The organism is Micromonospora sp. NPDC048839, assembly GCF_040649915.1.
Taxonomy (GTDB): Bacteria; Actinomycetota; Actinomycetes; order Mycobacteriales; family Micromonosporaceae; genus Micromonospora.
On sequence record NZ_JBEZGL010000006.1, the window covers coordinates 251,091 to 263,520 of the forward strand.

The window sequence follows — 12,430 nt, forward strand, 5'->3', positions numbered from 1 at the left end:
GTCCATCCCTTCGGGAACGGGTGACTCCAATGACCTTCGCTGATCTGCGGTGATACGACCTGACGCCCAGTAGCTGCGTCGGAGCCAGGTGTGAGTGGAGTCACTGTAGCGAGGGGGACTCATTTCGGCAAGGTATCGACCCTGTTCCGAAAGGACACGACGTGATTACGGCAGATGTTGGCAAGCCCGTGAAAGCAGCCGGATATGCTGGCCTTTGACCCCTTATGAAGGGCCATTCGGACAGGTCGATGCTGCTCGACGTTCGCAGCGACGAAAACGGCCGCCGACCGCCGGGAGCGGTCGACGGCCGAAGCGTCGGGTGGAGCGGTCGCGAGCGACGGGGACGGTGGCCAGCGACGGGAGCGGTCGCCAGCGACCGGGCGTGGTCGCTGGCGACCCGGCGTGGTCGCTAGCGACCCGGCGCGGGAGCGGTCGAGCCGCGGACCACCAGCTCGGGCTCGAACAGCAACTCGTCGTGCAGCACGCCGGCACCCTCGATCTGGGTGACCAGCAGGTCCACGGCAGCCTGCCCCATCGTCTCGATCGGCTGCCGCACCGTGGTCAGCGGCGGGTCGGTGCACGTCATGAACGCGGAGTCGTCGTAGCCCACCACCGACACGTCGGCCGGCACCGAACGCCCCAGCCGTCGGACCGCGCGGATCGTGCCCAGCGCGAGCACGTCGCTGGCACAGATGATGCCGGTCACGCCGCGCTCGACCAGTTTCGTCGCGGCGACCCGCGCACCCTCCATCGAGAAGCTGGACCGCTCGACACACTCGGCGTCGGCCTCGTCCCAGCCCGCGGCCCGGATCATCGCGTCCAGCTTGCGGCGGGACGGCACGTGCCCCTCCGGGCCGAGGACCATCCCGATCCGTTCGTGCCCGAGCGAACGCAGGTGCCCGTACGCCTGCTCGACCGCGACCGCGTCGTCGGTGGAGACCCGCGGGAACCCCAGCTCGTCCACGCCCGCGTTGACGAGCACGACGGGAAGGCCCCGCTCGGTCAGTCGACGGTAGTGGTCGTGTCGAGCGTCGGCGAGCGCGTACGAGCCACCGGCGAAGATCACCCCGGAGACCTGGTGGTCGAGGAGCATCTCCACGTAGTCCATCTCGGACACCCCGCCGATGGTCCGGGCGCAGAGAGCCGGGGTGTAGCCCCGCTGGGCGAGAGTCCCGGTGACGACCTCGGCCAACGCCGGGAAGATCGGGTTCTGCAACTCGGGCAGCACCAGCCCGACCAGCCGGGCGCGTTCGCCACGCAGCTTGGTCGGCCGCTCGTAACCGAGCACGTCGAGTGCGGTCAGCACGGCGGTCCGGGTCGCCTCGGAAACCCCGTCACGGCCGTTGAGCACCCGACTGACGGTGGCCTCGCTGACGCCCGCCTTCTTGGCAACTTCAGTCAACCGCTTGGTCACGGTCGCAATCGTACGTCACCACAATGAAAGAAATGAACAGCCAAATGCCCGACGTTTGCTGTCCGGCTGCCGCATTCTGCCCATCCGCCACCATTCCGGCGGGCTGAATCGGCGCCCGGCGGCGGAGTTCGCGCGCCATCGACACCAGGTCGCACCGCCCGAGCCTTGATCAACTCGGCTTTCATGATGTCGCGGTGTCAAACGGCCACGGACACCGCGACTTTCATGAAGGCGAGTGGATCACCCCCGGCGCGGCGCGGGCGGCGCGGGCGGCGCGGCGCGGGCGGCGCGGCGCGGCGCTTCGCGGCGCTTCGCGGGCGGTCAGGACAGGTCGTGTAGCGCGGACTCGATGGCCCGGTGGAAGGTCGGGTAGGCGTAGATCATGTGGCGGAGCTGGCTCAGCGGCACCGCCGCGTGCACCGCCACCACCAGTGCGGAGAGCACCTCGCCGCCGGCCGGACCGACGGACGTCGCCCCGATCAGCACCCCCTGGTCGGCGTCCGCGACGAGCTTGATGAACCCGTCGTCGCCGACCCGGTGGATCCACCCACGGGTCGAGCTGCCGAGCTTCGTGAAACCGACCTGCACGTTGATGCCTCGCTCGCGGGCCTGCCGCTCGGTGAGCCCGACCGCGCCCACCTCGGGATCGGTGAAGGTCACCCGGGGCAGCGCACGGTAGTCGGCTCGCGGAACGGTGCCGGCCGACCCGCTCGACCCGCTGGCGGCAAGCGCGCTGGACGCCCCCATCGCGCCACCGACCACGCTTGAGGTGCCGCTGGCGTCCGCCCCCGACGCTGCCTGTCGGGCGCGGGCCAGGATGTCCGCGATCACGATCCCCGCCTGGTACATGGCGATGTGGGTGAAGGCGCCCTCACCGGTCAGGTCGCCGACCGCCCAGACCTGGTCGGTGACGTGCAGACGGTCGTCGACCGGCAGATAGCGCTGGCTGGCATCCACGCCGATCGTGTCCAACCCGAGTTCTTCCAGGTGCGCCTTGCGTCCGGTGACCACCAGCAGCCGGTCGGCGGTGAACTCCGTGCCGCCGCCACCGCGCAGGGTGAACCGGGTGCCGTCGTGCTCGACCCGCTCGGCGCGTACCCCGGTGTGGATCTCCACGCCGTCGGCGCGCAGCGCCGCGGCGGCGACGTCGGACGCCTCCGGCTCCTCGACGGCCAGCACCCGGTCGAGTGCCTCCACCACGGTGACCCGCACCCCAAAGCGGGCGAAGACCTGCGCCAACTCCAAGCCGATCGCGCCGCCGCCGAGCACCAGCAGCGACTCCGGCAGTTGGTCGGCCTCGATCGCCTGGTGGTTGGTCCAGTACGGGGTGTCGGCGAGGCCGTCGATCGGCGGCACCGAGGGGCGGGTGCCGGTGCCCAACACGATCCCGTGTCGGGCCTGGAACACCTGGTCACCGACGCGGATCCGGCCCGGACCGTCGAACCGGCCGCTGCCTCGCACGAGCCGGCCGCCCTTGCCGACGAACCGCTCCGCCGCGACCGTGTCGTCCCAGGTGTCGGTGGCCTCCTCGCGGATGCGCTTCGCCACCGGCGCCCAGTCCGGTTGGACCTGCGCCGTCCCGGCCAGCCCATCGACCCGGCGGGCCTCGGCGAGCGCGTTGGCGGCCCTGATCATCATCTTGCTCGGGATGCAGCCCCAGTACGGGCACTCCCCACCGACCAGGTCCCGCTCGATGCCGACGACACTCAGGCCGGCCTCGGCGAGTCGCCCGGCGACCTCCTCGCCGCCGACCCCGAGCCCCACCACGACCACATCCACCAGCTCCGGCTCCGCCACACCGAACAGCATCCCCCAGCGACACCACCGCGACCACCGGGGTGGGCGAAAAGTCGGCACGCTCACCGGTCCGGGGCGCCTACGGTGTCGGGATGCACGCACGCTTCGCTCCGGTCCGCGACTGCTTCCACGACCTGTTCGCCGCCGGCCGGGAGACCGGCGCCGGACTGACCATCTGGTACGACGGACAGCCGGTCGTCGACCTGGTCGGCGGTTTCCGCACCGGCGCCGGACCCGACGGTGAACAGTGGCGGCCGGACACGCTGGCCAGTGTCTACTCCGTTGGCAAGCCGGTGGCCGCGCTCTGTCTGCTGATGCTCGTCGACCGGGAGCGGGTCGACCTCGACTCGCCCGTCGGGCGGTACTGGCCGGAGTTCCGCACCCCCGCCACCGTGCGTCAGGTGCTGTCGCACACCGCCGGGCTGCCGGCCTTTCCGGTGCCCCGGCCCGCCGCCGCGATCGCCGACTGGGCGCTGCTCGCCGGCGACCTGGCCGCCGCCGACCCCGAGTGGCCGCCGGGATCGGTGGCCGGCGAGCACGCCTGGACGTACGGGCACCTGGTGGGCGAGCTGGTTCGCCGCGTCGACGGGCGGTCGGTGGGCCGGTTCCTGGCCGAGGAGATCGCTGGCCCGTGGCGGCTCGACCTCGGTTTCGGGCTGGCCGAGGCGGACCAGCGGCGCTGCGCCGAGATGCGCCACGGCGACCCGGGGTGGCCGAGTCGGAAGCTCGGCGAGCCGGGCTCGCTACGGGCGCGGGCGATGGACAACCCGGCCGGTGGACTGGACGTGGCCGTGCTGAACAGCCCGCTCTGGCGGGGCGCCGAGATACCCGCGGTCAACCTGCACGCCACCGCGGCCGGCCTGGCCCGGCTCTACGCCGGTCTGCTGGCCGGTGGCGTCCTCGACGGTGTCCGGCTGTTCAGCCCGGAGCTGGTGGCGGAGGCGACACGGGTCCAGTACGACGGGCCGGACCTGGTGCTGGACCGGGTCGCCCACTGGACGCTGGGCATGCAGTGGGAGCCGGACGGCAGTTGGGGCATGGGCGGCATCGGCGGCAGCAGCGCGTGGGCCGACCCGGAGCGCGGTTACGTCCTCGCGTACGCGACGGCGCACCTCGCCGAGCACGACCGGGTCGACGAACTGGCCGAGGTGTTGCACTCCTGCCTCTGATCAGCGCAACCAGACCGGGTCGGTGCCCGGCACCGAGAGCGGCGGCGGATAGTCGAGCGTCTGGCGGAGGGCGTCGGGCAGGCGCCACGGTTGGTGGATGGCCTTGCCCTGCACCGTCGCCAGCTCCGGCACCCACCGGCGCACGTAGTCGCCGGCCGGGTCGTACCGCTCGGCCTGCCGGACGGGGTTGAACCCCCGGTACGGCTTGGTGTCGTTGCCGGTACCGGCGACCCACTGCCAGTTGCCGGAGTTGTTTGCCACGTCCCCGTCCAGCAGCCAACGGAAGAACACCTTCACCCCCGCACGCCAGTCCTGCCCGAGGTGCTTGGTCAGGTAGCCGGCGGTGATCAACCGGGCCCGGTTGTGCATCCAGCCCTGTGCGCGCATCTGCCGCATCCCGGCGTCGACGATCGGCATCCCGCTCCGTCCCTCGGCCCAGGCGGACAACGCGTCGTCGTCGTAGCGCCACTGCTCGGTGGCACCCCGCCGGTACGCCGCGGTGGAGATCTCCGGAAAGGCGGCGGTGACCTGGTAGTAGAAGTCTCGCCAGCAGATCTGCCGGACGAACGGCCCGGACCGGTCCCCGGCGCGGTTGGCCACCGCCAGCGGGGACAGGCAGCCGAAGCGCAGGTACGGGCTGAGTCGGGAGGTGTCGTCGCCGGCCATGTCGTCGTGCTGGTCGCCGTAGCGGTCCAGGTCGGGCAGCCAGTCGGTGAGCCGTGCCTGGGCGATCCGCTCGCCGCCGGTGGCCGCGTCCGGCGAGTCCCCGGCCGGCAGCGCCGGCAGTCGGCCCACGCTCACCCGGTCGGGCAGGGCGATCCGGCGCGGCGCGGCCAACTCCTCGCGCCACCGGTTGGCCGCCCAGGCCCGGTGGTAGGGGCTGAACACCCGGTAGTGGTCGCCGCCACCACCGGGCCGCAAGACCCCGGGCTCGACCACGGTCAGTCCGGGAAACAGTCGGAGGTGCAGCCGGTGCCGCTCGCACTCCGCGCGTAGTCGCCGCTCCCGCCGGCGGGCGTGGTGGCTGACGTCGGCGGAGAGCGCGACGGCCGTGGCATCGACCTCGCCGGCCAGCCGGATCGTCTCGGCGACCGGGTCACCGTGGCGTACCACCAGGTCGCCGCCGCGCTCGCGCAGCTCGGCGCGCAGGTCGGCGAGGGCCTGATGCAGGAACCGGGTGCGGTTGGCCGACAGGTCGGCCAGCTCCGGGTCGAGCACGTACAGCGGCACCACCCGGTCGAAGGCCGCGCAGGTGCTGGCCAGCGCCGGGTGGTCGTGCACCCGCAGGTCGCGGGTGAGGAGCACGATCGCGGTGCCGACGGTCACCGGGCCTCCGGGTGGACCGTCGGCCCGGGGATGGTGACCGGCGTACCGGTCGAGGTGAGCAGTGCGCGCGCGGCCACCGCCATCCGTCGCCGCTGCGGCACCAGGGCGCGCCGGGCGAAGACGTCGTAGTCCTGCGCGGCGACCTCGTCGAGGATGCCGCCGTACAGGGCGTACGCGGTGCGCATGCAGGCCTGCGAGGCCGGCGCCAGCATGGTGATGCCCGGCGCGGCTGCCGCGTAGTGCGCCTGGGCTCGGGTCACCTCGTACTCGATCAGCTCGCGGGTCCGGGGCGTGCCGCGGCCCCGGGCGCGGGCCTCGGCCAGCTCGTCACGGGTGACGCCGAACTTCGCCAGATCCTCGTCCGGCAGGTAGGTGCGCCCCCGGTCGAGGTCCTCCGCGACGTCCCGGATGAAGTTGGTGAGTTGGAAGGCGAAGCCGAGCTGTCGCGCCGGCTCCCGTGCCGCCACCGGGTCGGAGGTGCCCAGGATCGGCAGCATCATGGTGCCGATGACCGCCGCCGAACCCTCCATGTAGTCGAGCAGGTGGTCGTAGGTCGGGTACGCGGTGACGGTCAGATCCATCGCCATGCTCTTCAGAAACGACGCAAAGTCGTCCCGGTCGAGATCGAAGACGGCGATCGTGTGCAGCACGGCCGGCAACAGCGGGTCGTCGACGGCGGCGCCACGCAGGCCAGCCATGAACCGACTGGCCCAGTCGTCGAGGCGGGCGGCCCGCTCGGCCGGCGGCAGGTCCTCGGTGCGATCGACGATCTCGTCGGCGTAGCGGGTGAACCCGTAGAGGGCGTGCACATGTCGCCGTTTCCATGCGGGCAGCAGGCGGGTGGCGAGATAGTAGGTGCGGCCGTGACGTCTGTGCAGCTCACGGCACCGGTCATAGGCAGCGGTGAGATCAGTTTCCACCGGCCCTCCCTCATTTATCGACGCACCAATCGACGCAACTCGTAGCCTAGGGTACGCTCAGCCGCATGGCCAACGACGCAGTTGCGGGCAATGCGACTCGTGTGGCGGCGGCAGAGCCGGTGGACCGGGACGACCCGGTCCAGGCCGTTCTGGCCGCGTACACCCATGAGCTGGTCACGGCCGTCGACGAGACCCTGACGGCGTTCCTCGCCACCGAGGTCGACTCCCTCAGCGAGATCGACGCCTCGATGGGCGCCTTCGCCGCCTCCGCGCGAGAGGCCGTCCTGGTCGGCGGCAAGCGGATCCGGCCCACGTTCGCCTACTGGGGCTGGCGCGGGGTGGTCGGCGGCACCGAGGCCCTGTCACCCGTGCTGCCCGCGCTGGCCGCGCTGGAGTTGCTGCACACCTTCGCCCTGGTGCACGACGACGTGATGGACGCCTCCACCACCCGTCGCGGCCGGCCCACCGCACACGTCGCCCTCGCCGACCAGCACGTCCAGGCCGGCCACCGCGGTGATCCCGGGCGGTTCGGCGAGGCCGTCGCCGTGCTCATCGGCGACCTCTGCATGGTCTGGGCCGATCAGTTGCTGGCCCACGCCACCGTGCCACCGGCCCGACTGTTCGAGGTGCGCCGCTGCTACGACCAGATGCGGGTGGAGACGGTCGCCGGGCAATATCTCGACGTGCTCGGCGAGAACGATCCGGCCAGCTGGTCGGTCGACCGGGCGCTGCGGGTGGCCCGCTACAAGACCGCGAGCTACACCGTCCAGCGTCCACTGCTCTTCGGTGCCTGCCTGGCCGGGGTGCCCGCGAACGACCCACTGGTCTCCGCATACACCCGCTACGGCCTCGCCGTCGGCGAGGCGTTCCAGCTCCGCGACGACCTGCTCGGCGTCTACGGCGACCCGGCTGCCACCGGCAAGCCGGCCGGTGACGACCTGCGCACCGGTAAGCCGACCGCACTGCTCATGCTGGCTCGGGAGTTGGCCACGCCGGCCCAGCTGAGCGCGCTGGAGCGGGCTGGCGACGAACCGGTCGAGCGGCTCGCCGAACTGGTGGCCGAGACCGGCGCGGTGGCACGGGTGGAGCGGATGATCGCCGAGCGGGTGAGCGACGCGCTGACCGCGCTCGACACCGCACCCGTGGACCGGACGGCGCGGACCGCGCTGACCGGTCTGGCCACCGCCGCTGCCAACCGGCGGGCCTGATGAGCGACTTGAGCAAGGAGGTGGTCACGTGCGGACGGTGACAGGACGGACGGACCGGGTGGTGGTCGTCGGTGCCGGGCTGGGCGGGCTCGCCTGCGCGCTGCACCTGGCCGGCAGCGGTCGACAGGTGACCGTGCTGGAGCGTGAGCCGGTGCCCGGCGGGCGGGCCGGACGCCTCGGCGTGGACGGCTACGAGTTCGACACCGGTCCGACCGTGCTCACCATGCCCGACCTGATCGCCGAGGCGCTCGGCGCGGTCGGCGAGGAGTTGCACGACTGGCTCGACCTGACTCCCCTCGACCCTGCCTACCGGGCGTACTACCCGGACGGCTCGACCCTGGACGTGCTCACCGACACCACCCGGATGGCCGCCGAGATCTCCCGGGTCTGCGGGCCGCGCGAGGCCGACGGTTATCTGCGCTTCGTCGAATACGCCCGCGAGCTGTGGCGGCTGGAGCGGACCGACTTCATCGAGCGCAACCTGGACGCGCCGACCGACCTGATCACCGGCAACCTGCTCAAGCTGCTCGGCGGCGGGGCCTTCCGACGACTCCAGACGAAGATCAACCAGTTCTTCCGGGACCCCCGTACCCAGCGGATCTTCTCCTTCCAGGCGATGTACGCCGGCCTCGCACCGCACGACGCGCTCGCCATCTACGCGGTCATCGCGTACCTGGACTCGGTGGCTGGGGTCTACTTCCCACGCGGCGGCATCCACGCGGTCTCCAAGGCCATGGCGGGCGCCGCCGAGAAGCACGGCGTGCAGATCCGGTACGACACCACGGTGACCCGGGTGGAGACCGCGAACGGCCGTGCCACCGGTGTGCTCACCGCCGACGGCGAGCTGGTGCGGGCGGACGTGGTGGTGCTCAACCCCGACCTACCGGTCGCCTACCGGGACCTGCTCCCCGCCGCGCCACGGCGCCGGCTCACCTACTCGCCGTCCTGCGTGGTTCTGCACATCGGCTCCCGGCAGGGCTATGCGAAGATCGCCCATCACAACATCCATTTCGGACGCAAGTGGAAGGGCACCTTCGATGAGGTCATCCGGCGGGGCGAGCTGATGACCGACCCGTCGCTGTTGGTGACCAACCCGAGTCGGACCGACCCCTCGGTGGCCCCACCGGACCGGCACACCTACTACGTGCTCGCCCCGGTGCCCAACCTGCACCGGGCCCCGTTCGACTGGCGCGGCGACCTGACCCAGCGCTACAGCGACCAACTGGTCGGCACCCTGGAGGAGCGCGGTTACGTCGGTTTCGGCGCCGGGGTCGAGGTGCTGCGAGCTATCACCCCCGCCGAGTGGGAGGAGCAGGGGATGGCTGCGGGCACCCCGTTCGCCGCCGCGCACACCCTCTTCCAGACCGGCCCGTTCCGCCCGTCGAACCTGCACCGCGACCTGCCGAACGTGGTCTTCGTCGGCTCCGGCACCCAGCCCGGGGTGGGCGTACCGATGGTGCTCATCTCCGGCAAGCTCGCCGCCGGCCGAATCAGTGGGGAGATTCGATGAAGAGTCGAGAGGAACACCTGGTCGAGCTCGTTGACGAGACCGGCAAGGCCCACGGCGAGTTGACCGTCGCGGCCGCACACCAGCCACCGGGGCAACTGCACCGGGCCTTCTCGGTGCTGTTGGTGGACCCGGACGGTCAGGTGCTGCTCCAGCGCCGGGCCGCCGTCAAGACCCGGTTCCCGCTGCGCTGGGCCAACTCCTGCTGCGGCCATCCCCAGCCGGGCGAGTCACTCGCCGAGGCGGCCAACCGGCGCTTGCGCGAGGAGTTGGGCGCGGGCCCGGTCGAGTTGACCGAGGTCGGCGTCTACGTCTACTACGCCGAGGACCCCGCCACCGGTCGGGTCGAATTCGAGTACGACCACGTGCTGCGGGGCGACTTCCTGCCCGCGGCCCCCCTACTGCCGGACCCGGACGAGGTTGCCGAGCTGCGGTGGGCCGACCCCGCCGCCCTCGAAGCCGACCTGGACCGCGACCCCCGGTCGTACGCGCCCTGGCTGGGCGGGGTGGTGAACCGGCTACTGCACCCCTCGGGCGCACCCACTCCGGTCGTGCCCCCGCCCGGGTCGTCGGCGGATGACACGGCGGAGCGGTCGGGTGGTCGATGAGGCGCTGAGCGCGGGCGCGGTCGCACGCCGGCTGGGGGTGGCGGTGACCACCCTGCGCACCTGGCATCAGCGCTACGGGCTCGGGCCCAGCGAGCACATTCCCGGCCACCACCGCCGGTACACGCCCACCGATCTGGCCCGCCTCGAGATCATGCGACGGCTCACCGCCGAGGGGGTGAGCCCCGCCGAGGCTGCGCGCTGGGCTCGCCAGGCACCGGAACCGGGGCCCACCGACACCGTCGCACCAAGCCGGATCCAGCGACCGGGCCGGGACGGCGGCGGAACCATTCCGGTGGGACGCGCCGGACCGGCAGCCCGTGGGTTGGCCCGCGCCGCCATGCGGCTGGACGCGGCGGCGATCAGCGAGACGATCGCGCACGCCCTGGCGGCTGGCGGGGTCGTCGCCACCTGGGAGGGCCTGCTGCGCCCGGTCCTCGCCGGCATCGGCGAGCGCCACGCCGCCAACGCCGGCCTCATCGAGGTGGAACACCTGGTGTCCCGCTGCATCTCGGAGGCGTTCGCGGCGGCCAGTCGGGCCAAGGTTCCCACCGGGCCGGCCCGCATCCTGCTCTCCTGTGCGGACGAGGAGCAGCACACCCTGCCGCTGGAGGCGTTGGGCGCCGCCCTCGCCGAGGCCGGGGTCAGCTACCGGACGCTGGGCGCCCGGGTGCCGGTCGCCGCCCTCCTGGAGGCGGTCAACCGGACCGGGCCGGCCGCTGTGGTGCTCTGGTCGCACACCCGGGCCACCGCCGACCCGGGTCAGCTCAGCGCGCTGCTGGCGGCGCCGCGCCGTCCGTTGTTGGTGCTCGCGGCCGGCCCCGGTTGGCGAGCCGACACGGTGCCGGCGGGGGTGGTGCGGCCCATCGACCTGGCCGAGGCCGTCTCGCTCGCCGTCGCGGTCCGGGACTCGCTGGACCAGTCGAGGCGTGACTGACCGCACTGTCGCCCACATCGCGCGTGAACTACCGTCGGGGGTCCGCCTACCCCGACCCCTCCGGGAGCGAGCAGATGCAAGCCCGCGCCGTTCTGGCGTCCGTCCTCGCCATGGCGCTGGTCTTGTCCGGTTGCGCCCAGCCGAACCGCACCATCGCAGCCGCCGGCCCACCGCAGCCGGTGACATCGACCACGCCCACAGCGTCGCCGCGCCCGACCCTCGCCAAGCCGCCCAAGACTCCGTTGCGACCGCTGCCGGCCAAGCTCCCCGCCGGCCTGCGGCGCAACACCGGCGCGCGCCCGGTGGTGCTGACCTTCGACGACGGACCCAGCCCGGCCTGGACACCCAAGGTGCTCGACCAACTGCGGGTCTCCGGCGTGACGGCCACCTTCTGCGTCGTCGGTCGTGAGGTGCAGCGTCACCCGGAGTTGGTCCGCCGGATCGTCCGCGAGGGACACCAGCTCTGCAACCACAGTTGGCGGCACGACCTCGACCTGGCACGGCGACCGGTCGCCGAGATCAAGGCCGACCTGGAACGCACGAACAACGCCATCCTGGCGGCGGTTCCCGGGGCGAAGGTGCCCTTCTACCGGCAGCCGGGCGGCAGGTGGACGTCGGAGGTGCTCGGGGTGGCGAAGGATCTCGGCATGCGCCCCCTGCACTGGTCGGTCGACCCCCAGGACTGGGACAAGCCGAACGCCGCCACGATCGGCAAACGGGTCCACGCCGCCGCCCGCCCCGGCGCCATCGTGCTGCTGCACGACGGGGGCGGCAATCGGGCTGCGACGCTCGCCGCCTGCCCCCACCTGATCGCGGACCTGAAGCAGCGCTTCGGCATCGCCCGACTCCGCTAGACCACCTTTGACCTGCTGTTATGGCCCGATCCGAGCCCCTGCCGATACCGATTTTGTTCACCGACCAGGCATCACGTATGCTTTCCAAGCCTCCGGCGGGGCCGGATGGGAGCAAGTCCGCTTGAAGTTGCAAATGTGCAATGATGGCGGGGCCGCCCTCATCGTCTAGCGGCCCAGGACGCCGCCCTTTCAAGGCGGTAGCACGGGTTCGAATCCCGTTGGGGGCACGACCGGCGCAAGCCGGAGCAACACAAGCTAGGTCCTGTGGAGCAGTTGGAGTGCTCGCCGCCCTGTCAAGGCGGAGGTCGCGGGTTCAAGTCCCGTCAGGACCGCAGCGCTGACGCCGCGCCTCGCGCGGCGTTCTGCGTATCGGAGCATGTCTCCCTACCGCCGGTTCGTCCGGTTGTTGGGTAACATGGTCCGAGCGACACGGCCAGGTAGCTCAGTTGGTACGAGCGTCCGACTGAAAATCGGAAGGTCGGCGGTTCGACCCCGCCCCTGGCCACATAGCCTTTCGCCGGGCTACAGAGGTCCCCACCAGCGGAAACGCAGGTGGGGATCTTGCTGTTCCGGCGCCTTTTCTCGGCGGCCCGCCGGAATGTGATCCACTCGACGTCCCGGAAATCGGGGCATCCGAGTCCGCGTAACACCGCGAGATTGCCAAAATCGAGTCGATCACGGGTCGGTGGCGGG

10 protein-coding genes and 3 tRNA genes are annotated in these 12,430 nt (G+C 71.8%); 9 read left to right on the forward strand and 4 right to left on the reverse strand.

Annotated elements, in window-relative coordinates; genetic code table 11:
- Positions 1-409: 409 nt before the first annotated feature.
- Together AB0C25_RS14365 and AB0C25_RS14370 are read right to left on the reverse strand one after the other, a co-directional pair.
- Positions 410-1,414, reverse strand: coding sequence for a LacI family DNA-binding transcriptional regulator (locus AB0C25_RS14365; RefSeq protein WP_357373129.1), 1,005 nt, complete (start codon positions 1,412-1,414; stop codon positions 410-412).
- Between the two features lie 321 nt (positions 1,415-1,735).
- A complete protein-coding gene (locus AB0C25_RS14370; protein ID WP_357373132.1) occupies positions 1,736-3,223 on the reverse strand; it encodes an FAD-dependent oxidoreductase in 1,488 nt (495 codons plus the stop codon).
- 80 nt (positions 3,224-3,303) lie between these two features.
- On the opposite strand from AB0C25_RS14370, the gene AB0C25_RS14375 reads away from it, so the two are divergent.
- Positions 3,304-4,380: a serine hydrolase domain-containing protein gene (locus AB0C25_RS14375; protein ID WP_357373134.1), complete on the forward strand. Its 1,077-nt coding sequence runs from the start codon at positions 3,304-3,306 to the stop codon at positions 4,378-4,380.
- On the opposite strand, the gene AB0C25_RS14380 is transcribed toward AB0C25_RS14375, so the two are convergent.
- Positions 4,381-5,706, reverse strand: coding sequence for a deoxyribodipyrimidine photo-lyase (locus AB0C25_RS14380; protein WP_357373136.1), 1,326 nt, complete (start codon positions 5,704-5,706; stop codon positions 4,381-4,383).
- Complete coding sequence (locus tag AB0C25_RS14385; protein WP_357373138.1) at positions 5,703-6,626, reverse strand: phytoene/squalene synthase family protein; 924 nt, start codon at positions 6,624-6,626, stop codon at positions 5,703-5,705. The genes AB0C25_RS14380 and AB0C25_RS14385 overlap by 4 nt, the downstream gene beginning before the upstream one ends.
- A gap of 65 nt (positions 6,627-6,691) precedes the next feature.
- Between AB0C25_RS14385 and AB0C25_RS14390 the strand changes: the two genes are divergently transcribed.
- The 8 genes from AB0C25_RS14390 (at position 6,692) to AB0C25_RS14425 (ending at position 12,242) form a co-directional block, all read left to right on the forward strand.
- Positions 6,692-7,834 carry a polyprenyl synthetase family protein gene (locus tag AB0C25_RS14390; protein WP_357373140.1) on the forward strand — a complete coding sequence of 381 codons (1,143 nt, stop codon included), beginning with the start codon at positions 6,692-6,694 and terminating at the stop codon, positions 7,832-7,834.
- Between the two features lie 28 nt (positions 7,835-7,862).
- On the forward strand, positions 7,863-9,344 hold the full coding sequence (gene crtI, locus AB0C25_RS14395) for a phytoene desaturase family protein (RefSeq protein ID WP_357373142.1): 1,482 nt from the start codon (positions 7,863-7,865) through the stop codon (positions 9,342-9,344).
- Positions 9,341-9,949: an isopentenyl-diphosphate Delta-isomerase gene (gene idi, locus AB0C25_RS14400; RefSeq protein ID WP_357373144.1), complete on the forward strand. Its 609-nt coding sequence runs from the start codon at positions 9,341-9,343 to the stop codon at positions 9,947-9,949. Before crtI ends, idi begins: the two co-directional genes overlap by 4 nt.
- A complete protein-coding gene (locus tag AB0C25_RS14405; protein ID WP_357373381.1) occupies positions 9,939-10,883 on the forward strand; it encodes a MerR family transcriptional regulator in 945 nt (314 codons plus the stop codon). Before idi ends, AB0C25_RS14405 begins: the two co-directional genes overlap by 11 nt.
- 74 nt (positions 10,884-10,957) lie before the next feature.
- Positions 10,958-11,737: a polysaccharide deacetylase family protein gene (locus AB0C25_RS14410; RefSeq protein WP_357373146.1), complete on the forward strand. Its 780-nt coding sequence runs from the start codon at positions 10,958-10,960 to the stop codon at positions 11,735-11,737.
- A gap of 154 nt (positions 11,738-11,891) precedes the next feature.
- Positions 11,892-11,964 (forward strand) — tRNA-Glu (locus AB0C25_RS14415).
- 31 nt (positions 11,965-11,995) lie between these two features.
- Positions 11,996-12,069: transfer RNA gene (locus AB0C25_RS14420), tRNA-Asp, on the forward strand.
- Positions 12,070-12,168: 99 nt separating this feature from the next.
- Positions 12,169-12,242: transfer RNA gene (locus tag AB0C25_RS14425), tRNA-Phe, on the forward strand.
- Positions 12,243-12,430: the final 188 nt, after the last annotated feature.